Here is a 22789-nt window from a genome sequence, read left to right as displayed (position 1 = left end):
AATCATGGATGGGTCGGAAGGAGTTTTACTGATGGGAAGAGGATTGCATGTAGCTGTAGTTGGAGCGACTGGAGCTGTCGGTCAACAAATGTTAAAAACACTAGCTGACAGAGATTTTGAAATGGATACACTTACCCTACTATCCTCAAAACGTTCTGCTGGAACAAAAGTGACATTCAGAGGTCAAGAGTATACCGTTCAAGAAGCAACACCTGAAAGCTTTGAAGGGGTCAATATTGCACTATTCAGTGCGGGAGGAAATGTTTCCAAAGCGCTAGCTCCTGAAGCAGTCAAACGAGGTGCAATTGTTGTCGATAATACAAGTGCTTTTCGTATGGACGAAAATACCCCTCTTGTCGTACCAGAGGTAAACGAAAAAGATTTGCATGACCATCAAGGGATCATTGCAAACCCTAACTGTTCAACGATTCAAATGGTGGCGGCGCTAGAACCGCTTCGTCAAGCGTATGGCATGAAAAAAGTCATTGTGTCTACTTACCAAGCAGTATCAGGTGCAGGACATGAAGCCATAGACGAACTGTACAGCCAGTCGCAAGCCATTTTAAATAAAGAAGATGTGAAACCAGAAGTCATGCCTTATCAAATTGCCTTTAATGCGATTCCGCAAATTGATAAATTCCAAGATAATGGCTATACATTTGAAGAAATGAAAATGATCAATGAAACGAAAAAAATCATGCATTTGCCAGAGCTAGAAGTAGCGGCAACATGTGTGAGACTGCCAATTGAAACGGGTCATTCAGAATCGGTTTACGTTGAACTTAAATCAAATGACGCAACGGTTGATGACATCAAGTCTATCCTAAAAGATGCACCAGGCATCACATTACAAGATGATCCGTCTCAGCAAATTTATCCAATGCCTGCAGATGCTGTTGGTAAAAACGACGTATTTGTCGGCCGCATTCGGAAGGATTTGGATCGTCCAAATGGCTTCCATATGTGGATTGTATCTGATAACCTGCTAAAAGGCGCTGCATGGAACTCCGTTCAAATTGCAGAAAGCTTACGAGCATTAAAATTAGTTTAACATTCAATGGATGATGAGGACGAATAGAAGAGAGTTAGGCATCTTTCGCCTGCTCTCTTCTGTTACGTCAGAATGAACTTGGAGTGAAAACAGTGAAAATAATTGTCCAAAAATTTGGCGGTACATCTGTCAAAGATGATCAAGGGAGAAAAAGGGCACTTGCACATATCTTATCTGCAAAAGAGAAAGGCTATAAATCGGTCGTTGTCGTGTCTGCGATGGGACGAAAAGGCGATCCTTATGCGACAGATACACTTCTTGGTCTGCTTTACGGCAGTGCGCAGCATATGACAAACCGAGAAAAAGATTTACTCGTGTCTTGCGGAGAAAATATTTCAGCTGTTGTTTTTTCAAGTATGCTGAATGAAAACGGGCTAAAGGCTGTAGCGATGACTGGATCACAGGCAGGCTTTGTGACAGATAAAGAACATACAAATGCGAAAATTATTGACATGAAGTGTGAACGTCTTGAGGCGGCACTTTCAGAGCATGATGTGGTTGTCGTTGCTGGATTCCAAGGCGCTGCAAAAAATGGAGACGTGACAACAATCGGACGAGGCGGCAGTGATACGTCAGCTGCTGCGTTAGGCGCTGCATTGCAGGCAGATTTCATCGATATTTTTACAGATGTAGAAGGTGTCATGACAGCAGATCCCCGTATTGTAGAAAATGCAAAACCACTGAGAGTCGTGACATACACAGAAATTTGTAACCTCGCATACCAAGGGGCAAAAGTCATTCACCCGAGAGCTGTTGAAATTGCCATGCAAGCAAAAGTACCAATGAGGGTCCGTTCAACATACTCTGATGATGAGGGCACACTCGTGACATCACACTACTCAGATAAAATGAGTCATGATGTGTACGACCGCCTGATTACGGGTATTGCACATGTCAATGATGTCACACAAATCAAAGTCCCAGCTAAAGAGGGACAGTACAGCGTACAAACAGAAGTCTTTAAAGCAATGGCAAATGCCCAAATCAGTGTCGATTTCTTCAACATTACACCGAGCGAAATCGTCTATACGGTGACAGGTGCAATGACTGAAAAAGCAACGGCGATCCTAAAAGATCTAGGCTATACGCCGATTGTCACGACAAACTGTGCAAAGGTATCAGCTGTTGGAGCAGGCATTATGGGTGTACCAGGTGTCACATCTAAAATCGTATCTGCACTATCTGAGCAAAATATTCCGATCCTACAGTCCGCTGACAGTCATACGACGATTTGGGTGTTAGTGAACGAAGAAAACATGAGAGCGGCTGTCAATGCCCTTCATGAAGTGTTTGAACTTTCAAGATAAATGTGATTGAATCATGATGAGGTGAAAAAAATGAATTTCGGAAATATCGCAACAGCTATGATTACACCTTTTGATAAAAAGGGCAACATTGATTTCCAAAAGCTATCAATTCTCATTGATTACTTGTTAAAAAACGGCAGTGACTCTTTAGTCGTTGCAGGAACAACAGGCGAATCGCCAACTTTATCGACTGAAGAAAAAGTCGCTCTTTTTCAGCAATCGGTGAAATTAGCAAATGGTCGTTGTAAAATCATTGCAGGAACAGGCAGTAATAACACAAATGCGTCTATTAAACTAACGAAAAAAGCAGAAGAAGCGGGCGTTGATGCAGTGATGCTTGTCGTACCTTACTACAACAAGCCATCACAGGAAGGCATGTATGCACACTTTAAAGCAATTGCCGAGTCTACATCTCTTCCTGTCATGCTTTACAATGTACCAGGAAGAACGGTTGCTTCATTAGCACCAGAAACAACGATTAAGCTTGCGCAAATACCGAACATTGTCGCAATCAAAGAAGCAAGCGGTGATCTAGATGCCATGACAAAAATCATTGCAGAGACACCAGAAGATTTTGACGTTTACTCTGGTGACGATAGCCTAACGCTTCCTGCGGTTGCGGTTGGTGCAAGAGGAGTCGTCTCTGTTGCTTCTCATATTGTAGGTCTTGATATGCAGCAAATGCTAAAAAGCTACGCTTCAGGACAAACAGCGAATGCGGCATTGATTCATCAAAAGCTGGTGCCGATCATGAACCAGCTGTTCTCAGCGCCAAATCCAACGCCTGTCAAAACAGCTCTTCAGCTGAAAGGATTAGATGTCGGATCTGTTCGACTCCCGCTTTTACCTTTATCAGAAGAAGAGAGACTGAATTTAAGCAGCGTATTAAACAGCTGATCAAAACAAAAAAATTCGTAAGCGGTCATTCTCAGATGTCCCTGAGTATGACCGTTTTTTATACATAAACACTTTCTTAAAATGTGACTTCATCTTGTTTTCTAAAATTAGATTCAGTTATAATAGCATTAAGCGATGATGGACGGGCTTGAGACTAGGAGGATAAGAATTTTGAAAAAGAAAAATACAGAGAACGTAAGAATTATTGCACTGGGAGGCGTTGGAGAAATCGGGAAAAACTTATATGTCATTGAGATTGATTCCGACATATATGTTGTAGATGCAGGACTCATGCATCCAGAAAACGAAATGCTAGGCATTGACGTGGTCATTCCTGATATCTCTTATTTAACAGAACGAGCTGATCGGGTGAAAGCAATTTTTCTTACCCACGGACATGATGAAGCAATCGGAGGCGTATTCCATTGCTTAAGCAAATTGTCTGTACCAGTTTACGGCACGAAGCTGACCCTTGCGTTACTTCGAGAAAAGTTAAAGCAATACGGCTTCAATCAAAAAGCTGATTTGCGAGAGGTTCATGCAAAGTCAGTCATTACATTTGAAACAACAAAGGTGTCATTCTTTAGAACGAATCACAGTATTCCTGATTCAGTCGGAATCAGCTTCAAAACATCTCTTGGTTCAATCGTATGCACAGGTGATTTTAAATTTGATCAAACCCCAGCGCTTAACCAAGCCTGTGACATCGGAGAGATTGCGAAAATTGGAAACAATGGCGTTTTAGCACTTCTTTCAGACAGTGCAAATGCTGAAAAACCAGGCTATACACCTTCTGAGGCGCTCGTCCAAGACGAAATCTCAAATGCGATGTACAATGCTGAAAACCGTGTGATTGTCGCTGTATCTTCATCAAATATTAACCGTGTACAGCAAATCATTAATGCCACAAACCAAAATGGCCGTAAGCTTGCAGTAGCAGGGAAAAATATGATGACAACTCTTCAGCTTGCGATCAAACTTGGTTATGTGACAGCAGACGAAGAATTATTTGTTCCAGTCCAAGAAGTGAAAAAAATGGCGAAAAACAGTGTGGTCATTCTCACAGCAGGAAGCCACGGTGAGCCTCTCGCTGCTTTAACAAAAATGGCGAAACAAAATCACAAACAGCTTCATATTGAAAAAGATGACACGGTTGTGATTGCGTCTACACCTCTTCCAGGACAAGAACTCACCTATTCAAAAACGGTGGATTTCCTTACAAGAAGCGGAGCACAAGTGATTTTTGCTCAAAAACGTGTGCATGTATCTGGACATGGCTGTCAAGAAGAGTTAAAGCTCATGCTGAACTTACTGAAGCCAAAGTATTTAATTCCAGTAAACGGCGAATATCGCATGCAAAAAGCACATTCTCGTATTGCTGAAGAAGTGGGCATGAAACGAAGCGACATTTTCTTAATTGATAAAGGGGATGTTGTGGAATTTAGAGGTCAAAACGTCAAAATCGGTGAAAAAGTACATCAAGGGAACATTTTGATCGATGGTCTTGGTGTTGGTGACATCGGGAATATTGTCTTACGTGATAGACGCCTATTGTCTCAAGATGGCATCTTAATTGTGGTCATTACGCTCGATAAACAAAAGAAACAATTAATTTCTGGACCTGAGATCATCACAAGAGGATTTGTTTATGTAAGAGAATCCGAAGAGCTGATTGTGAAAGCAACAGAAATGGTCAAAGGGATTGTGAAAGAGCAAACGGAAAACTCAATTGTTGAATGGTCAACACTGAAGCAATCCATGCGCGATGTACTAAATCAATTCCTATATGAAAAAACAAAACGTAAGCCAATGATCATTCCAATTATTATGGAAGTGTGATGAGAAAAGCCCAAAGAGCACAAGCTCTTTGGGGTTTTTTAATGTGACATGATGAATGCGGATGGAATGTGACGATCTTGTTCATAATAGGAGGAGAGTTTTTAGGAAAGGATGGAGACAAATGGACGAACAGAATGAACAGCAGCCTGAGCGAAAACCAGAAGAAAAAGATAGCATTATGAGCAAAATACAACAGCTTGGTGAAACAGCCGTCCCACAGTTGTCACAAGATACAAACATACATTGCCTGACTATTATTGGACAAATTGAAGGGCACATGCAGCTGCCGCCACAAAATAAAACAACCAAATACGAACATGTCATTCCACAAATCGTAGCAGTTGAACAAAACCCAAAAATTGAAGGACTTCTGATCATTTTAAATACAGTGGGCGGCGATGTAGAAGCAGGACTAGCTATTGCGGAAATGCTCGCTTCTTTATCCAAACCGACTGTATCCATTGTGCTTGGCGGCGGCCACTCTATTGGGGTCCCAATCGCCGTATCGTGTGATTATTCATACATTGCCGAAACAGCAACGATGACCATTCACCCTGTACGCTTAACCGGTCTAGTCATTGGTGTTCCGCAAACCTTTGAATACTTAGATAAAATGCAGGAAAGAGTCATTAATTTTGTCACGAGTCACTCAAACATTACAGAAGAGAAATTTAAAGAGCTTATGTTCTCTAAAGGCAATCTAACAAGAGACATCGGGACAAATGTCGTTGGCCATGAGGCGGCTGAATACGGACTGATGCATGAAGTCGGCGGCGTTGGACAAGCGATTAAAAAGCTGAACGAGCTTATTGGAGAACGGGCTGCACAAAACGAGGGGCTGATCCAATGATTTTATATACAACTATGCCTTATGAAGCCATTTACGCTGAGGAACAAGGAGAACGCAAACTCCAGCAGGTAAACATCCAGGGCGTGCCAGTGATGGTTGAAATGAAAGAAGATGAAGCGGAAATCGTTCAAGTAATGAGTACGAATCCAATGGACTTTTTGAATCAGGAGCTTGCACCAGGTAAGCGATTGAAGTTACATTTAGGCACCAATCAAACCGACTCATATGAATGATTCTATGCTATAATAAAGGGAAAACTTACAACAAGATGCAGCCAAAACCAGGCTGCTTTCTTTCTGATCTTTTCGTAGGTTATATTTTCTTTTGTAGTAAGGTGATGAGTATGGCGAAAAAGAGAAAACGTAAAACAAGAAAAAAACAAAATAAACAGCTAAAACTGAAATATGAACTAAATGGGTTAGTCTGTATTGCCATAGCGATCATTGCCATTTTACAGCTAGGTGTAGTTGGACAAACCTTTGTACATCTATTCCGATTCTTTGCAGGTGAATGGTTTATTCTCTGCCTTATCGGATTATTTCTTTTTGGTGTGACGATCTTTTGGAAAAAACAAATTCCTGATTTACTGACAAGAAGAAAAGCAGGTTTATACTGCATCATTGCGAGTATCTTGCTTTTGTCCCATGTGAAGCTTTTTCAGCATCTTTCAGCTGCAGGCGTGATAGGTTCTCAAAGTGTAATCAGAAATACGTTTGAGTTATTCTTAATGGATATGAAAGGTGAGACAGGCTCGCCCGATTTAGGAGGCGGTATGATCGGTGCTGTATTATTTGCGGCCTCCTATTTCTTGTTTGCACAAGCAGGGTCGCAAATCATGGCCATTGTGCTAATGCTGATCGGCATTGTGCTGATCACAAACCGGTCACTGCAAGAAATGGTCAAAAAAGTGACGCTGCCTGTATCACAATTTTTGGTGAAGCAGTGGAAAGCATTTATTGAAGATATGAAAGGCATAAGGCAGGCGAAAAAGAATGCACCTGCGCAGAAAACAAGTGAAAAGAAAAAACGTTCACGGTTGCAAGAAGAGACCGAAGAAGATCATGATCATATCTTGATCGAGGAAGGAGAGCAAGCTTCTGACAATCGTCAGCCGATTATCTCAAGTTTTGCTGATCGAGATGACATGCTCACACCGCAAGTTCAAAAAGATCAGCCGGTCAATGAGCCAGATCCTCTTCAAGAAACTGTACAAGGCACTCCGTCTCATGATACAGGGGATGAACCGAAAGAAGCTCCGCCTATGACGTTTACGGAGCTTGAAAACAAGGATTATGAGCTGCCATCGCTTGATATTTTAGCTGAGCCGCAGCATTCAGGTCAGCAAACAGATAAGAAGAATATTTATGAAAATGCAAGAAAGCTTGAAAAGACCTTCCAAAGCTTTGGTGTAAAAGCAAAAGTGACACAAGTTCATTTAGGGCCGGCCGTCACAAAATATGAAGTATACCCTGATGTCGGCGTGAAGGTAAGTAAGATCGTCAACTTGAGTGATGATCTAGCCCTTGCATTAGCAGCAAAAGACATTCGAATTGAAGCGCCGATTCCTGGCAAATCCGCCATCGGAATTGAAGTTCCCAACGCAGAAATTGCGATGGTTTCTTTAAAAGAGGTTTTAGAATCGAAACAAAATGACCGCCCAAATGCCAAGCTACTCATCGGACTCGGCCGAAATATTTCTGGTGAAGCTGTGCTGGCTGAAATGAACAAAATGCCGCATTTACTTGTGGCTGGTTCGACAGGAAGCGGAAAGAGTGTATGTATCAATGGTATTATCACAAGCATTCTCATGAGAGCAAAACCTCATGAAGTAAAAATGATGATGATTGACCCGAAAATGGTTGAATTAAATGTTTATAACGGCATCCCGCATCTGTTGGCTCCAGTTGTGACAGATCCTAAGAAAGCCTCACAGGCACTTAAAAAAGTGGTTAGTGAAATGGAGCGCCGTTATGAATTGTTTTCTCATACGGGTACAAGAAATATTGAAGGGTACAATGATTACATTAAACGAATGAATCAATCAGCAGAAGCGAAGCAGCCAGAACTCCCTTATATTGTCGTCATTGTAGACGAGCTTGCTGATTTAATGATGGTTGCTTCCTCTGATGTAGAAGATTCCATTACAAGGCTTTCTCAAATGGCACGTGCTGCGGGGATTCATTTAATTATTGCTACACAAAGGCCTTCTGTTGATGTCATTACAGGTGTCATTAAAGCAAATATCCCTTCCCGCATTGCATTTAGCGTATCGTCACAAACCGATTCAAGGACCATTCTTGATATGGGAGGCGCAGAAAAATTGCTGGGCAGAGGGGATATGTTGTTCTTACCTGTCGGTGCGAACAAACCAGTTCGTGTACAAGGCGCCTTTTTATCAGATGAAGAAGTGGAACATGTGGTTGATCATGTCATCACGCAGCAAAAAGCACAATATCAAGAAGAAATGATCCCAAGTGAAGAAACGCAAGATCAGCTTGGGGCTGTGGACGACGACTTATATGATGAAGCAGTTGAACTGATCATTGGCATGCAGACGGCCTCTGTTTCTATGCTGCAAAGGAGGTTCCGCATCGGTTATACCCGTGCTGCGCGTCTTATTGACGCAATGGAAGAGCGCGGGGTTGTCGGACCATATGAAGGCAGTAAACCGAGAGAAGTCCTCCTCTCAAAAGAACAACATGACGAGCTCTCTTCATAATTCGAAGAGAGCTTTCCTAACATGAAGTTAACGATATATTGATTATGTTAACTGGAAGTCAGACTATTTATTTATTTGCAAAAACATGATATAGTTATGTTCATCTTATCTCGGAATAGAGATTTCTCATCTTATCATTTGCATTGATTAGACGGAGGGAAAACATGTCGACCAAAACAGACAATCGCCATTTATATTTGAAAGTGATTGACCGTATTAAAGAAGATATTCAAACAGGTGTATATGCCGAAAAAGAAAAGCTCCCTTCTGAGTTTGAGCTCTCAAAGCTTTTAGGCGTGAGCAGAGCGACCCTTCGTGAAGCCCTTCGTATATTAGAAGAAGAGAAGTATTTAATTAGAAGGCATGGTGTGGGGACTTTCGTCAACTCAAGACCGCTTTTTTCTACTGGTATTGAACAGCTGACTAGTGTCACAAAAATGATTGAACAGGTCAATATGACGCCAGGTACCATCTTTTTGTCCTCACAAGAAGGGGAGCCGACAGAGAATGATGTCATTCGTTTTCAGTGTGATGAATCCGAGAAGGTTTTTTCAATGGAACGCGTTCGAACAGCAGATGGACAGCCAGTCGTCTATTGTTTAGATAAAATTCCGGTCAAACATCTTCCCGCTTCTTTTACTCATGAGGAAGAATCGCTTTTTGAGCTGTTTGGCAGAGAACCGCACAGCGGAATTAAATATGCAGTGGCAGACATCGAACCGATTGGTTATCACGATCAGGTTTCACCGATACTAGAATGTGACCCAGAAACAGCGTTACTCTTACTGAAACAAATGCACTATGATCAAGATGATCAGCCGGTCTTATACTCGCTCAATTATTTTCGAGCGGATAAATTCAGCTTCCATGTCATACGTAAACGATTTTAACAAAGCAGTCGCTTCCATAGGCGGTTGCTTTTTGTTTGCCCATACATAAAACCCGTGAAACATGCCACACTAATACGTAACAGTATATAGAATTGGGTGAATGATGTTGGGCGAGAAAACAGTCAGTAAAAAGAATATTATTGCATTATCATCAGTGCCTCTAATCATGACACTTGGGAACTCGATGCTAATACCCGTATTACCAGAGATCGAAAAGAAACTCTCAATCACTTCCTTTCAAGTGTCACTCATTATTACGGTATACTCCGTTGTGGCGATTTTGTGTATTCCGATTGCCGGTTATTTATCTGACCGAATTGGGCGAAAAAAGGTGCTTTTGCCGTGTCTTTTAATCGCAGGACTTGGAGGAGCTGTGGCAGCTGTTGCCTCAACCATCATGAAAGAACCCTACATGTGGATTTTATTTGGCAGGGTCCTTCAAGGAGTTGGCTCAGCCGGGGCAGCACCTGTCGTTATGCCGTTTATTGGCGACTTGTTTCATGATGATGAAGAGGTAAGTGCGGGACTTGGAGCCATTGAAACTTCTAATACAGCTGGAAAGGTACTAAGTCCTATTATTGGGGCACTTCTCGCTTCTTGGTTTTGGTTTGTACCGTTTTGGTTCATTCCATTCTTTTCAATCATCAGCTTTGTGATGGTACTGTTTATGGTTGAATCCGCAAAGAAAGAGGAAGATCCGCCTACATTTAAAGAGTTTTTAAAATCAACAAAGACGATTTTTAAGCATGAAGGACGCTGGCTTTATGCCATTTTTGCTATTGGTGGTTTTATTATGTTTCTTCTTTTTGGCGTGCTCTTTTATTTGTCAGATAACCTAGAAGCAGCGTATCAAATAACGGGTGTCAAAAAAGGCTTGCTGCTAAGCATCCCGCTCCTTTTCTTATCAATCAGCTCGTACATTGCGGGGAAAACAATCGGAAAAGAAAAGGGGAAGATGAGGATATTTCTCATCGTTGGTATGGCTCTTTTATCACTTTCGTATATATTTTTATGGTGGAATCACAGTTTTTACGTGTTGTTTATCTGCTTAAGTATAGGGGGCGTAGGAATCGGCATTGTGCTTCCAGCACTTGATGCGTTGATAACAGAAGGGATTGAAAAAGAGCAGTGCGGAACCATTACGTCATTTTATAGCAGTATGCGGTTTATCGGTGTTGCTTTAGGACCTCCAATTTACGCATTTCTTATGGATAAAGGAGACTCCATCGTTTTTATTCTATCGACCATATGTAGTCTCATTTCATTATTTTTGGTCCTCTTTTTCATCCAGCCAGATGAAAAGGATGAAAGTGAACAATTGAAAACGGTTTAAACATAGAAAAAAGACGGTATTTTGCCATCTTTTTTCTTTTTTATAAATTGACATGTAAAATTTTGATAGTTAAACTAATGTATAGTAATATCTTTTAAATTATCCCAAATAGGAGGTGTTCAAAAACATTCATTTTCTGTCTTTGTTTTAAGGCGGAAATTGAGCTCGTGGCTGATGATGGATATGCGTTTCTTCAACACGAAAGGACAATTGAATAGGTCATCCTGCCATTAGCACGTTGAAGGAGACGAATTCAGCACTTCAGACACGCTCAAAAACAGCAAATTGATTGATGAACTAGAAGGAGCTTGAAGCAGCTATGTTGCAAATAATTAAAGCAAGATGGATTGTATTAATGGTGTGGATGATAACAGCTGTGATTCTGTTTATTACTGCGCCCAATTTAGAGGAATTAACAAGAGAAAAAGGGCAGTTAAAGGTTCCAGAGGGGACACCAACAGCTGAGGCACTTCACTTATTGGATAAGCTTTCAGATCATAATGGGAAAAAAGATACTGGTGTGATTGTATTCTCCGAACAACATTTGTTCCCTGCCAAAGAGCAGGAATTAAAAAAGGCTTTAGCTGCACTCATGACACATGCCCCAGAACTCCACATTGACGGAATTACTTCGTATTTTCATGTAGAACGTGACATTCAAAAACAACTTTTATCAAAGGATAAAAGTACACTTCTTGTTCCATTCAAATTCGACCACTACGAAACAAAAGCTGTGAAGGTTAAAGAACGAATTGAGGAAGTTTTAAAGCCCTACAACGTCTCATATGAAATGACAGGTCAAAAATTTGTGGACTCAGATGTCATTAAAAGCTCTCAACAAGGTCTGAAGAAAACTGAACTTATTACGATGATTTTTATTTTCTTTATTTTAATAATTGTATTCAGATCGATACTGGCACCTGTTGTTCCGCTTATTACGATTGGCATTTCTTATGCTGTCAGCCGGTGTATTGTGGCTTTTCTCGTAGAATATACACCATTTCCTCTGTCTAATTTCACTCAGATTTTTATGGTAGCTATTATGTTCGGTATAGGAACGGATTATTGTATATTACTTTTAAGCCGTTTTAAAGAGGAGATTGGTCAGGGGCGTGATGTCAAAGAATCAATTATCATCACGTATCAATGTGCAGGGAAAACGGTCTTTTTCAGCGGCTTAGCTGTGTTAGTCGGCTTCTCAAGTATTGGTTTCGCAAAATTCCAATTGTACCAATCAGCCGTCAGCGTTGCCGTAGGCGTTGGCATTCTGCTCATTGCACTTGTCACAATCGTTCCCTTTTTTATGTCGGTTTTCGGAAAATCCCTTTTTTGGCCGTCTAAAAGAGAAAACATTCGTCATCCACAAAGTAAGATTTGGGAATGGGCTGGGCGCTTTTCATTTAAAAGACCGCTCATCAGCTTAGGGGTAGTTGCACTCATCACTGTTCCTCCAATTCTGATGTATGACGGCACTCTTTCTTATAATAGTTTAAATGAGATTGGGACAAAGTATGAGTCAGTGTCTGCATTTAATACGATATCTGAGCAATTTGGCTTTGGTGAAGCGCTGCCGCTGAATGTGCTTGTCGAAAGTGACAATGAGCTCGATAATCAAGAAAAGATCGTCATGATTGAAAAACTGACCCGTAAGTTAAGTGACATTGAGGAAGTAAAAGCGGTTCGCAGTGTCACTCGCCCAGTTGGAGACGGGTTAAGTCAGCTCTACGTTACCTCTCAAGCGAAAGAGCTGGGAGGAGAGCTTGGGAAAGGTCATGAGGGCATCGGGAAAATTACAGATGGCTTGACCGAAACAAACTTAGCACTTCTCAAACAAAAACCAAAAATTGAAGAATCCGCTAAAGGGATTGATCAATTGATTGATGGGACAAAAGCCATCAAAGGCGGGATCGGAGAAGTGAGGAAATCACTCATTTCTTTAGAGGATGGGGTGAGGCGCAGTAAAGAGGGCGTAGGAACCATTCGCACTGAAATCAAACAAGCGAAAAAAGAATTAGAGCAAGAATACCGCAGAAGTGAAACCATGATTCAAGACCTTGAACGAGTCGTAAGCACACTGGAAGGTCACGCAACATCAAATGAGCAACTGATGACAACGATTAAGAAAGTGAAACAATCCTATGAAAACGTATCATTTGAAGGACTTGAAAACCGGCTTCCAGAAATCAAAGATATGAATGAATATAAAGAAATCAAAAAAGTATTCAAAGACACAAAAGGAATGCTCGATCAAGCTGGAGAGCAAATGAGCGTCTATGAAGAGGAAGCATCTGCCTTTAAACAAAAGATCAAGAAAGCAGATCAAGTCATTCAAACGTTCTCAAGCAAGCAAAAAGAAATCAAACAACAAGTAAAGGCGCTGATGACAGGTCTAGATCAAATTTATGATGGTCTTGATGAAACGAATAAAGGACAAAAACAGCTCATCAAAGAAATGCCTAAAATTGAAAATGGTGCAGATCAACTGACTGATGGCCAAAAAGCCGTGAAAAAAGGGTTTAACCAGCTATCATCTAAACTCTCACTATTAACAGATGGATTAGATGAAAGTATTTCCGGACTTGAGCAAGTAAAAAGCGGCTTTACCGAGGCGGACAGCTACTTAAAACAGCTTCAGGAAGCACCAGATGAAGAAGTAACGGGCTGGTTTATACCAGAAGAAGTACTGAAACGCCATGAATTTAAGAAAATATTTAATACGTATATGTCCCCAGATCGTAAATTAACAACCTTTGAAGTGATTTTAAATGTAAATCCATACAGCAATGAAGCAATGAAAGGTGTAGCAAAAATTGAAGAAACCCTTGATCAATATTTACCTGTAAGTGGTTTGAAAAACGCCAACTACGGTGTATCTGGTATCTCCAGTTTAAATGTTGACTTAAAAGAAACGTCAGACGGTGACTTTATTAGAACGGTTATTTTCATGTTAATTGGTATCTTTATTATTTTAGTTATATTATTAAGGTCAATCGTCATGCCGATATACTTAACACTGTCACTCATATTAACGTATTTTACATCCATTGGCTTAACAGAATGGATTTTCAAAACATTCTTTGGCTACGATGGTGTCAGCTGGGCTGTTCCATTTTTCAGCTTTGTGATCCTTGTGACCCTCGGCATTGATTATTCGATCTTCCTCATGGATCGTTTTAATGAATGGAAGGGAGAGCATGTTCAAGCATCCATGATATCAGCGATGAGAAATATGGGGTCGGTCATTATTTCAGCAGTTGCTATTTTAGCGGGTACTTTTGCTGCGATGCTGCCCTCGGGTGTATTATCATTAGTTGAAATTGCAACGGTCGTACTCATTGGACTTTTATTATATGCTTTTGTTGTTCTACCACTCTTTATCCCGGTCATGGTTCGCATCTTTGGAAAATGGAATTGGTGGCCGTTTAGAATGAAATAACAACCTGCGTCTCTGCTTTTAGCAGAGGCGTTTTTATTTCCTATCCTTTCCTCTGATTGATATAATGACTATTAAATGGCTGTTTCACGTATATATCAGCTATGTTCTAATACATAATAAATAGGATGAACAAAGGAGGTTTCTCATGACGTACTTACAAGAGAAGACATTTGATACACCTGGTCTTCATACTCATATTGTCAAAACAGAAAAATTTAAAACCGTGACGATCCTTTTTAAAATGCTTGCGCCTTTATCCAAAGATGACGTCACCATGCGTTCTCTTTTCCCGCATGTGCTTTTAAGAGGAACAGAAAAAATGCCGAAAACGGGAGAGCTTCGTGCTTATTTCGACGAGCTCTATGGGGCGACCGTTTCCGCAGACATGGCGAAAAAAGGTGAAAATCACATCATTACCTTTCGTCTAGAAATGGCGAATGAAAAATATTTAAAGGATCAAACCCCTTTACTAGAAAAAGGGATTGCCTTACTTTCTGAACTATTATTCCACCCGTACGTGGAAAACGGGGTATTTCATGAATTGTACGTTGAGCAAGAAAAACGAACATTGAAACAGCGCATTCAAGCCGTTTATGATGACAAAATGCGCTATTCAAACTTAAGACTTGTGCAGGAAATGTGTAAAGGTGAGCCATATGCACTGCACGTCAATGGTGAAATGGAAGACGTCGAAGCGATTACGTCAGAAGCGCTCTTTAAAGCATACGAGCATGCACTTCAGTCCAACCAGCTGGATCTCTATGTTGTGGGAGACGTTGATGAACAAGACATTAATCGAATGGTCTCGCAATACTTTAAAACAAGTGAAAGAGAGCCGGTCAAACAAAATACCGAATCATCAAGATCACAAATAGAGCCAAAAGAAGTCATTGATGAAGAGGACGTAAAACAAGGAAAGCTAAACATTGGCTTTCGCACACATACAACGATAGCGGATGAAGATTATCCGGCGCTGCATTTGTTTAATGGCATATTCGGCGGCTTCTCGCATTCAAAGCTATTTATCAATGTGCGGGAAAAAGCAAGTCTTGCGTACTATGCTGTCTCTAGACTTGAGAGCTTTAAAGGTTTGATGATGGTCATGTCAGGAATTGAAGTCGGCAACTATCAGCAGGCAGTAGACATCATCAAAGAACAATTTGATGCCATGCAAAAAGGCGATTTTTCTGATGAAGCAATTGAACAGACAAAGGCTGTCGTCAAAAACCAGTTGCTCGAAACCATTGATACGTCTTATGGAACAGCGGAATACTTATATCAGCATGCCGTCGTGCCAACAGGGGAGAGCCTCGATTCCTTTTTAGATGCGTTAGACAGAGTGACAAAAGAGGACATCATCAAAGTGGGTCAAAAAATCGAATGGGATACGACCTATTTTCTTAAAGGAACGGAGGGTGCTTCATGACAGTGAAAACAATTCAATTCGATCAGCTGCAAGAGACGGTGTATCACGAAAAAATGGACAGCGGACTTGACGTCTATGTGCTGCCAAAACAAGGGTTTAACAAAACATATGCAACCTTCACAACAAAATATGGCTCTGTTGACAATGAATTTGTGCCGCTTGGCAAAGAAGACATGATCCGAGTGCCTGATGGAATTGCCCATTTCTTAGAGCATAAGCTGTTTGAAAAAGAAGATGGTGATGTGTTTCATACATTTAGTAAACAGGGAGCAGCCGCAAACGCATTTACGACGTTTACGAGAACGGCATACTTATTTTCAAGCACGGCCAATGTCGAACAGAATCTTGAAACACTCATTGATTTTGTGCAAGAGCCTTATTTTACTGAAAAAACGGTCGAAAAAGAAAAAGGCATCATTGGTCAAGAAATCAACATGTATGATGACAATCCAGATTGGCGTTTATTCTTTGGTCTGATCGAAAACCTCTATCAAGAGCACCCAGTGAGAATTGATATTGCTGGAACCGTTGAAAGCATTGCGCCAATTACGAAAGACCATTTATATGAATGCTATGAAACGTTCTATCACCCAAGCAATATGCTTCTTTTTGTAGTGGGTCCTGTTGATCCGGCGCAAATTTTAGACCAAGTAAGAGCGAATCAGGCAAAAAAACCATTTACCGATCAGCCGGATATTCAGCGGAAAGAGATCAATGAACCTGATCGTGTATACCGAAAAGAATACGAACTGAAAATGAATGTACAAGGTTCTAAATGTATGTTTGGTTTGAAAACGAAAAACCCGCATAAAAAAGGAAAACAGCTCCTCAAACATGAGCTTGGCATGAATCTTATTTTAGAGACATTGTTTGGTAAAAGTTCTCTGCAATATGAGCGTATGTATGAAAAAGGCTTGATTGATGAGACATTCAGTTACGATTATACGGAAGAAGGCGGTTTTGGCTTCACTTCAGTTGGCGGAGACACAAATGACCCTGATCAACTCGCAGATGAATTAAAAGAAACGCTTCTTCAAGCAAAAAGCCTGATCACAGAAGAAAAGATTGAACTTGCTCGCAAGAAAAAAATTGGCAGCTTTTTAAAAGCGATGAACTCCCCGGAGTACATCGCCAATCAATTCACTCGATACGCATTCTTAGAAATGAGCTTATTTGATGTCGTGCCAGTACTGGAGCAAATCCAATTAACAGATATTCAGGAAATCTTAGACGAAGAAATTGATGAAGAAAGAATGTCAGTTTTCAAAGTCGTGCCGAAAGCAAAATAAATGAAAAAAAGACAAACTCAACGTATAAGAGTTTGTCTTTTTTGTGTCCAGCTAAAGAAAGCGCTTTATATGCGGAGATATTGATTGACAATTGTTTTGGGTATTAGTTAAACTCTTTAATAGTTAAACAATCAAACTAAAGGAGCAGCATATGGTACAAAATAAAATTGCCCAGCTCATCCAGAGATATGCGGACGTCTATCTCATGATGGAGAAAAAAGTATCGAGTATGATCACGGAAAAGCTCGATAAAGAACTGACACTTGATCAATATTACTCGCTTCGATACATCAATTTACACCCGGGATGTACATCAACAGACCTTGCCATCGAATGTAATGTCAATAAAAGTGCTGTGACATCCATGACCAATCGTCTTTTTAATAAAGATTATATTTATCGAGAGCATGATCAAGCTGATCGAAGAAATGTTCATCTCTATGTGACGCCCGAAGGAAAAGACGTGGTCAGCCGAATGGAAAAGCAGCTTCAGGATCTTGTTCGGTCATATTTAGAAAAGTTTGATGAAAAAGAAATCGAATCATTTATTCAAACATATGAAAAGATTTATCAGATTATCATCGAAGAGGAGGCACAACATAGTAATGAGAGCAATCATAAAGGGTAGATGGCTGATCACGATCCTTTGGGTCGTACTAGCGGCTGTATTATTAATCACCGCTCCTAATATGGCACAATTAACAAAAGAAAAAGGGCAGATTTCTGTTCCAGATGGTTATCCTTCTTCCTACGCCGATCAATTATTAAAGAACATGTCTGAAAATGGGGATACGGAAAAATCGATCGTCATTGTCTTTCAAGGAAAGGATATCGTTAAAGAAAGAGAAGCCTCTTTAAAGAAAGCGATGGAGATTTTAGAAAAGGATCAAGATCTCCATGTGGAAGACATCACTTCTTATTTTGATGCAAACAAAGATATTAAAAAACAGATGCTCTCTAAAGATCAAACAACACTTCTTGTTCCAGTTACATACGACTCGAACAAAATCAAAGCATCCGATTTTAAAGAAAGAGTCAATGAAAAGCTTAAGAGCCTGAACCTGAAATTTGAAATGACAGGGCAGCCGCTAATCGACGATGATGTCATCACAAGCTCACAAGAAGGTCTGAAAAAAACAGAATTCATTACAATTGGGTTTATTTTAATTGTTCTTGTGCTTGTCTTTAGATCCGCAGTGGCACCGTTCGTTCCTTTAGTGGCCGTGGCGCTTTCCTATTTGGTCAGCCAATCCATTGTGGCTTACCTAGTAAAGTATGTTGATTTTCCGCTTTCTACCTTTACCCAAATTTTTATGGTCGCCATCATGTTTGGGATTGGAACCGACTACTGCATCCTGTTGCTAAGCCGGTTTAAAGAAGAACTATCTCACGGAAAAGATAAGATTGAGGCGATTATTACAACATATAAGACGGCAGGTAAAACCGTTTTATTCAGCGGAATTGCTGTCCTCATTGGTTTTACGTGTATCGGATTAGCCGAATTCCAACTGTATAAATCAGCTGTCGCCGTGGCGGTTGGTGTTGCCGTGTTAATTGTGGCATTGCTCACTGTCGTTCCATTCTTTATGGCGGTTTTAGGAAAAGTGTTATTTTGGCCGATCAAAGGCGATATTGCTCACCCGCAATCGAAAATGTGGGAAACAGCCGGTCGTTTTTCATTTATGAAACCACTTCTCAGCTTGCTAATCGTTGCAATTATTACCCTTCCAGCGATTCTTATGTATAAAGGAACACTTTCATATAACAACCTAGACGAAATCGGCAATAAATACGAATCCGTCAATGCATTTAATACGATCTCTGACAAATTTGGACCAGGTGAAGCCCTTCCAGCAACCGTTGTCGTGAAATCATCCGATCTTTTAGACAATAACGAAGGTCTGATTGCTGTTGAAAAACTAAGCCGCGCTATTGAACAAACAGATGGCGTGAGTAAAGTAAGAAGTGCGACACGCCCTGTTGGAAAAGGACTGAATGATCTGTACGTGAAATCTCAAGCCAAAGAGCTAAATAGCGGGCTTGATAAAAGTAACGAAGGGTTGAAAAAGATCCAAGATGCTCTTACAACCATGAGTAAATCCATCGAGGATCAAACACCACAAATTAAAGCATCAGGAAAAGGCATTAACAAATTGATTTCTGGAACCGAATCCGTAAAATCAGGTATTCAAAACGTCGAAAAAACGATGAGAGAACTGCAAACCTATATCGATCAAAACAAAAAAGGCGTTTCTGAAATTAAAGAAAGAATAAAGGGTGCGAAAAAGGAATTAACAGATCAAGTCGCACAAGTGAATCAGCAAGTGGCACTGTATAAAAGCATTTCCAAAGAATTAAAAGCAGCATTGGCACAAGTCGATACGTCATCCTCTGCCGCAGCGGATGTGAAAGCTTTGATCAGTCAAGCGAATAAACAGTTCAGTACACTTGAGCAGCAAATTCCGCAAGTGAAAGAAAATCAATCATATCAAGCCATCAAAGCTTCATATAAGGAACTTTCTACTACCTTGCAAGAAGGAGCCAAACAGGCTGACAGCTATGCAAAACAAGCAAAAGAAGCAAAAAAACAGCTTGAAGCAGCAGATGCTTTTATCGCAAAAGCTTCAGAGCAGCAAAAAGTGTTTACAAATCAAATTGATGAGCTGATTGCTGGCTTAGAAGCCATTGAAAACGGGCTAGATCAAACGTCTAAAGGCCAAGGGCAGTTAGCTGATGGTATGCCTAAACTTGCAAATGGAGCCGGCGACATCATTAATGGTCAAAAACAAATGAAAGAAAAAATTGGCGGCTTTGGTGACAATCTGACCAAGCTGACAGATGGTCTAAACAAAAGTGTCGACGGCCTTGAGAAAATTTCAAACGGCTTAATGGGTGCAGGAGACTACTTAGATGAACTGAAAAACGCGCCAGATCAAGACATGGCCGGTTGGTTTATTCCAAAAGATGTCCTAAAAAATAAAGCATTCAAGCAAGTGTTCGATTCCTATATGTCGGATGACCGCAAAATGACAAAGATTGACGTCATTTTAGAAGACAATCCATATGGAAACGACGCCATGAAAACAATTAAACAAGTAGAAGCTTCGGTCAAACGTGCACTTCCTGAAACAAACCTAAAAGATGTTTCATTTGGCGTATCTGGTGTTTCAAGTATGAACGCTGATTTAAAACAGCTGTCAGACCAAGACTTCAATAAGACGGTTCTTTACATGATGATCGGTATTTTCTTAATACTAGTGATTCTCTTCCGCTCGCTCGTGATGCCGCTTTACTTAGTTGGATCGCTGATTTTAACGTACTTTACCGCCATTGGTATAACTGAATTTATTTTCACCCATTTCTTCGGATATCCGGGCATCAACTGGGCTGTTCCATTCTTTGGCTTTGTCATCTTAATGGCGCTTGGAGTCGATTATTCAATTTTCTTAATGGAACGTTTCAATGAATACAAAACAAAAGACATCCAGTTTGCCATGACTGAATCAATGAAAAATATGGGATCTGTTATTATGTCTGCTGCCGTCATTTTGGCAGGAACATTTGCAGCGATGCTACCTTCAGGTGTATTGTCACTCTTACAAATTGCAACACTTGTTCTAACTGGACTTTTATTGTATGCACTCGTTGTGCTACCATTGTTCGTACCTGTGATGGTCAAATTGTTCGGTTCAGCCAATTGGTTCCCATTTAAACGAAAAGAATAAGGATTCCATAAAGAAAGTAGGAACAAAGTATGAGTCGTTGGGCGCTGATTACTGGTGCCAGTGGCGGAATTGGGCAGGCGGCAGCCAAAAAGCTTGCCCAAGAAGGCTGCCATCTGATGCTCCATTATCATCAAAATGAACAAGCGGCTAGTCGTCTTTCCGCTGATCTCAAAGAAACATATCAAGTAGAAACGCACGTCGTTCAAGCTGATTTAGCGAAAACAGGCGGAGCAGCGGAGCTTGTCAGCCGCCTGCCGCTTGATCCAGATATTCTTGTTTTAAATAGCGGAAAGAGTCATGTTGGTTTAGTGACAGATACTGAAAAAGAAGTTCTAGCCAGCATGGTGCAGCTTCATGTGACAAGTCCATATGAGCTTACCCAATCTATTTTGCCTGCCATGATTCAAAAAAAGTCAGGTCATATTATTGCAGTTAGCTCAATATGGGGGGAAACCGGTGCCTCGTGTGAAGTACTGTACAGTATGGTCAAGGGTGCTCAAAATGCCTTCATTAAAGGGCTTGCCAAAGAGCTTGCCCCAAGTGGAATTAGAGCAAATGCAGTCTCACCAGGTGCGGTTCAGACTGATATGATGAAAAGCTTCACACAAGAAGACCTTGCGATGATGGAAGAGGAGATTCCACTCGGCCGTCTTGCTGCACCTGAAGAGATAGCCGATGCCATTTGGTTTCTTGCCTCCAAGCAGTCAAGTTATATCACAGGTCAAATTTTATCTGTCAATGGCGGCTGGTACTGTTAAAAAACGTGTATAATTCGTCTCTCCATGACAAAAGCTATGGCTGTAATTCATCTTTTCGAATGGAGGAATCGACATGTCTGTACTTGAGAGCTGGGACCATTGGAAAAACTTTTTAGGTGACCGTTTAAATCATGCACAGGATAAAGGTTTATCAGATGATACCATCAATAACCTTGCGTATGAAATTGGCGGATACCTGGCTAATGAAGTTGAAGCAAAGAATGAGCAAGAAAGAGTACTTTCTGACCTTTGGAGCGTTGCATCAGAAGATGAGCAGCGTGCCATTGCAAACATGATGGTCAAGCTAGTTGAAAATAATAGCTCGCACTAAACAAAAAGAGAGGTCGTTTGTGCCTCTCTTTTTATTTTAAACGTTTAGCAACATTGTGCTTTCTAAAAATGTGAAAATGCTTTATGATAAAGGAAGGTAAAAATTTGCCACAATGAAGGGGGTAATATCATTTGGCAAAGCTCGAATGGTATTTTGAATATGAGATACAGGTGAACCGTCCCGGACTTTTAGGAGACATTTCTTCTTTAATGGGGATGCTTTCAATTAATATTGTGACAATTAATGGTGTTGATGTATCAAGACGCGGTATGCTTCTTCGATGTGACCACACAGATCAAATTAAGCGGCTTGAATCAATTTTAAATACAATGGAAACGATAAAAGTAACGAAACTAAGACAGCCAAAGCTTCGTGACCGTTTAGCTGTTCGTCATGGAAGATACATTCAGCGTGATGCGGATGACAAAAAGACGTTCCGTTTTGAAAGGGACGAGCTTGGTCTTCTTGTTGATTTTATGGCTGAATTATTTAAAAAAGAAGGACATAAATTGATTGGAATTCGCGGAATGCCGCGGGTTGGAAAAACAGAATCAATTGTTGCTTCAAGTGTATGTGCCAGTAAGAGATGGCTGTTTGTATCGTCGACTCTTTTGAAACAGACCATTCGCAGTCAGCTGATTGCAGATGAATACAGCCCAGATAACGTCTTTATTATTGATGGGATTGTGTCGACAAGAAGAGGTTCTGAAAAGCACTTACAGCTTTTAAGAGAAATTATGAGACTGCCTGCTACAAAGGTGGTAGAGCATCCAGATATCTTTATTCAAAATTCGGAATATACAATGGATGATTTCGACTACATCATTGAATTGCGTAATAGTGCAGACGAAGAAATTACATACGAGCACGCTGAAGAACCACAAGTGTTTGATCATTCTGGTTTTTCTGGCTTCGATTTTTAATATGGTAATGGTAGG

General features: G+C 40.6%; 17 protein-coding genes. All 17 read left to right on the top strand.

Going from position 1 to position 22789, the window contains the following annotated elements:
• Positions 1-31: 31 nt before the first annotated feature.
• The 17 genes from asd (at position 32) to FBF75_RS01040 (ending at position 22774) form a co-directional block, all read left to right on the top strand.
• Positions 32-1051, top strand: a complete 1020-nt coding sequence (gene asd / locus FBF75_RS01120) for an aspartate-semialdehyde dehydrogenase (RefSeq protein WP_008344721.1) — start codon at positions 32-34, stop codon at positions 1049-1051.
• A 92-nt stretch (positions 1052-1143) separates the two neighbouring features.
• Complete coding sequence (gene dapG / locus FBF75_RS01115) at positions 1144-2358, top strand: aspartate kinase (RefSeq protein ID WP_025207348.1); 1215 nt, start codon at positions 1144-1146, stop codon at positions 2356-2358.
• Between the two features lie 30 nt (positions 2359-2388).
• On the top strand, positions 2389-3255 hold the full coding sequence (gene dapA / locus FBF75_RS01110; RefSeq protein ID WP_025207349.1) for a 4-hydroxy-tetrahydrodipicolinate synthase: 867 nt from the start codon (positions 2389-2391) through the stop codon (positions 3253-3255).
• A gap of 171 nt (positions 3256-3426) precedes the next feature.
• A complete protein-coding gene (gene rnjB, locus FBF75_RS01105) occupies positions 3427-5094 on the top strand; it encodes a ribonuclease J2 (protein WP_008344715.1) in 1668 nt (555 codons plus the stop codon).
• A gap of 121 nt (positions 5095-5215) precedes the next feature.
• A complete protein-coding gene (locus tag FBF75_RS01100; protein ID WP_008344713.1) occupies positions 5216-5944 on the top strand; it encodes a ClpP family protease in 729 nt (242 codons plus the stop codon).
• Positions 5941-6177 (top strand): YlzJ-like family protein, encoded by a 237-nt coding sequence (locus tag FBF75_RS01095; RefSeq protein WP_048002209.1) that lies wholly within the window; start codon positions 5941-5943, stop codon positions 6175-6177. Before FBF75_RS01100 ends, FBF75_RS01095 begins: the two co-directional genes overlap by 4 nt.
• Positions 6178-6287: 110 nt before the next feature.
• Positions 6288-8663 carry an FtsK/SpoIIIE family DNA translocase gene (locus tag FBF75_RS01090; RefSeq protein WP_136944357.1) on the top strand — a complete coding sequence of 792 codons (2376 nt, stop codon included), beginning with the start codon at positions 6288-6290 and terminating at the stop codon, positions 8661-8663.
• 164 nt (positions 8664-8827) lie between these two features.
• On the top strand, positions 8828-9553 hold the full coding sequence (locus FBF75_RS01085) for a GntR family transcriptional regulator (protein ID WP_008344706.1): 726 nt from the start codon (positions 8828-8830) through the stop codon (positions 9551-9553).
• Positions 9554-9656: 103 nt separating this feature from the next.
• The gene (bcbE, locus tag FBF75_RS01080; RefSeq protein ID WP_225310403.1) at positions 9657-10886 is read left to right on the top strand and encodes a bacillibactin exporter BcbE; all 1230 of its coding nucleotides are present in this window, start codon (positions 9657-9659) and stop codon (positions 10884-10886) included.
• Between the two features lie 319 nt (positions 10887-11205).
• Complete coding sequence (locus FBF75_RS01075; protein WP_048003278.1) at positions 11206-14322, top strand: MMPL family transporter; 3117 nt, start codon at positions 11206-11208, stop codon at positions 14320-14322.
• A 145-nt stretch (positions 14323-14467) separates the two neighbouring features.
• Entirely contained in the window at positions 14468-15748 is a 1281-nt protein-coding gene (gene yfmF, locus FBF75_RS01070) for an EF-P 5-aminopentanol modification-associated protein YfmF (protein WP_008344702.1), read from the top strand.
• Positions 15745-17037, top strand: coding sequence for an EF-P 5-aminopentanol modification-associated protein YfmH (gene yfmH / locus FBF75_RS01065; RefSeq protein ID WP_017359055.1), 1293 nt, complete (start codon positions 15745-15747; stop codon positions 17035-17037). Before yfmF ends, yfmH begins: the two co-directional genes overlap by 4 nt.
• A 151-nt stretch (positions 17038-17188) precedes the next feature.
• Positions 17189-17665: a MarR family winged helix-turn-helix transcriptional regulator gene (locus tag FBF75_RS01060; protein ID WP_007499493.1), complete on the top strand. Its 477-nt coding sequence runs from the start codon at positions 17189-17191 to the stop codon at positions 17663-17665.
• Positions 17643-20762, top strand: coding sequence for an MMPL family transporter (locus tag FBF75_RS01055; RefSeq protein WP_136944356.1), 3120 nt, complete (start codon positions 17643-17645; stop codon positions 20760-20762). The genes FBF75_RS01060 and FBF75_RS01055 overlap by 23 nt, the downstream gene beginning before the upstream one ends.
• 29 nt (positions 20763-20791) lie before the next feature.
• The gene (gene ymfI / locus FBF75_RS01050) at positions 20792-21520 is read left to right on the top strand and encodes an elongation factor P 5-aminopentanone reductase (protein WP_019744181.1); all 729 of its coding nucleotides are present in this window, start codon (positions 20792-20794) and stop codon (positions 21518-21520) included.
• A gap of 73 nt (positions 21521-21593) precedes the next feature.
• Complete coding sequence (locus tag FBF75_RS01045; protein WP_008344693.1) at positions 21594-21851, top strand: DUF3243 domain-containing protein; 258 nt, start codon at positions 21594-21596, stop codon at positions 21849-21851.
• Positions 21852-21982: 131 nt separating this feature from the next.
• Positions 21983-22774, top strand: coding sequence for a DUF3388 domain-containing protein (locus FBF75_RS01040; RefSeq protein WP_003211480.1), 792 nt, complete (start codon positions 21983-21985; stop codon positions 22772-22774).
• Positions 22775-22789: the final 15 nt, after the last annotated feature.

The organism is Bacillus sp. S2(2019) (assembly GCF_005144805.1).
Classification (GTDB): domain Bacteria; phylum Bacillota; class Bacilli; order Bacillales; family Bacillaceae; genus Bacillus; species Bacillus altitudinis.
This window is presented reverse-complemented; position numbering and strand designations above follow the sequence as displayed.

Bases quoted from the DNA above. Each gene is read 5' to 3' on its own strand.
- asd (WP_008344721.1), top strand. From the start codon at position 32: ATGGGAAGAGGATTGCATGTAGCTGTAGTTGGAGCGACTGGAGCTGTC.
- dapA (WP_025207349.1), top strand. From the start codon at position 2,389: ATGAATTTCGGAAATATCGCAACAGCTATGATTACACCTTTTGATAAA.
- FBF75_RS01100 (WP_008344713.1), top strand. From the start codon at position 5,216: ATGGACGAACAGAATGAACAGCAGCCTGAGCGAAAACCAGAAGAAAAA.
- FBF75_RS01095 (WP_048002209.1), top strand. From the start codon at position 5,941: ATGATTTTATATACAACTATGCCTTATGAAGCCATTTACGCTGAGGAA.
- FBF75_RS01090 (WP_136944357.1), top strand. From the start codon at position 6,288: ATGGCGAAAAAGAGAAAACGTAAAACAAGAAAAAAACAAAATAAACAG.
- FBF75_RS01085 (WP_008344706.1), top strand. From the start codon at position 8,828: ATGTCGACCAAAACAGACAATCGCCATTTATATTTGAAAGTGATTGAC.
- bcbE (WP_225310403.1), top strand. From the start codon at position 9,657: ATGTTGGGCGAGAAAACAGTCAGTAAAAAGAATATTATTGCATTATCA.
- FBF75_RS01075 (WP_048003278.1), top strand. From the start codon at position 11,206: ATGTTGCAAATAATTAAAGCAAGATGGATTGTATTAATGGTGTGGATG.
- yfmF (WP_008344702.1), top strand. From the start codon at position 14,468: ATGACGTACTTACAAGAGAAGACATTTGATACACCTGGTCTTCATACT.
- yfmH (WP_017359055.1), top strand. From the start codon at position 15,745: ATGACAGTGAAAACAATTCAATTCGATCAGCTGCAAGAGACGGTGTAT.
- FBF75_RS01060 (WP_007499493.1), top strand. From the start codon at position 17,189: ATGGTACAAAATAAAATTGCCCAGCTCATCCAGAGATATGCGGACGTC.
- FBF75_RS01055 (WP_136944356.1), top strand. From the start codon at position 17,643: ATGAGAGCAATCATAAAGGGTAGATGGCTGATCACGATCCTTTGGGTC.
- ymfI (WP_019744181.1), top strand. From the start codon at position 20,792: ATGAGTCGTTGGGCGCTGATTACTGGTGCCAGTGGCGGAATTGGGCAG.
- FBF75_RS01045 (WP_008344693.1), top strand. From the start codon at position 21,594: ATGTCTGTACTTGAGAGCTGGGACCATTGGAAAAACTTTTTAGGTGAC.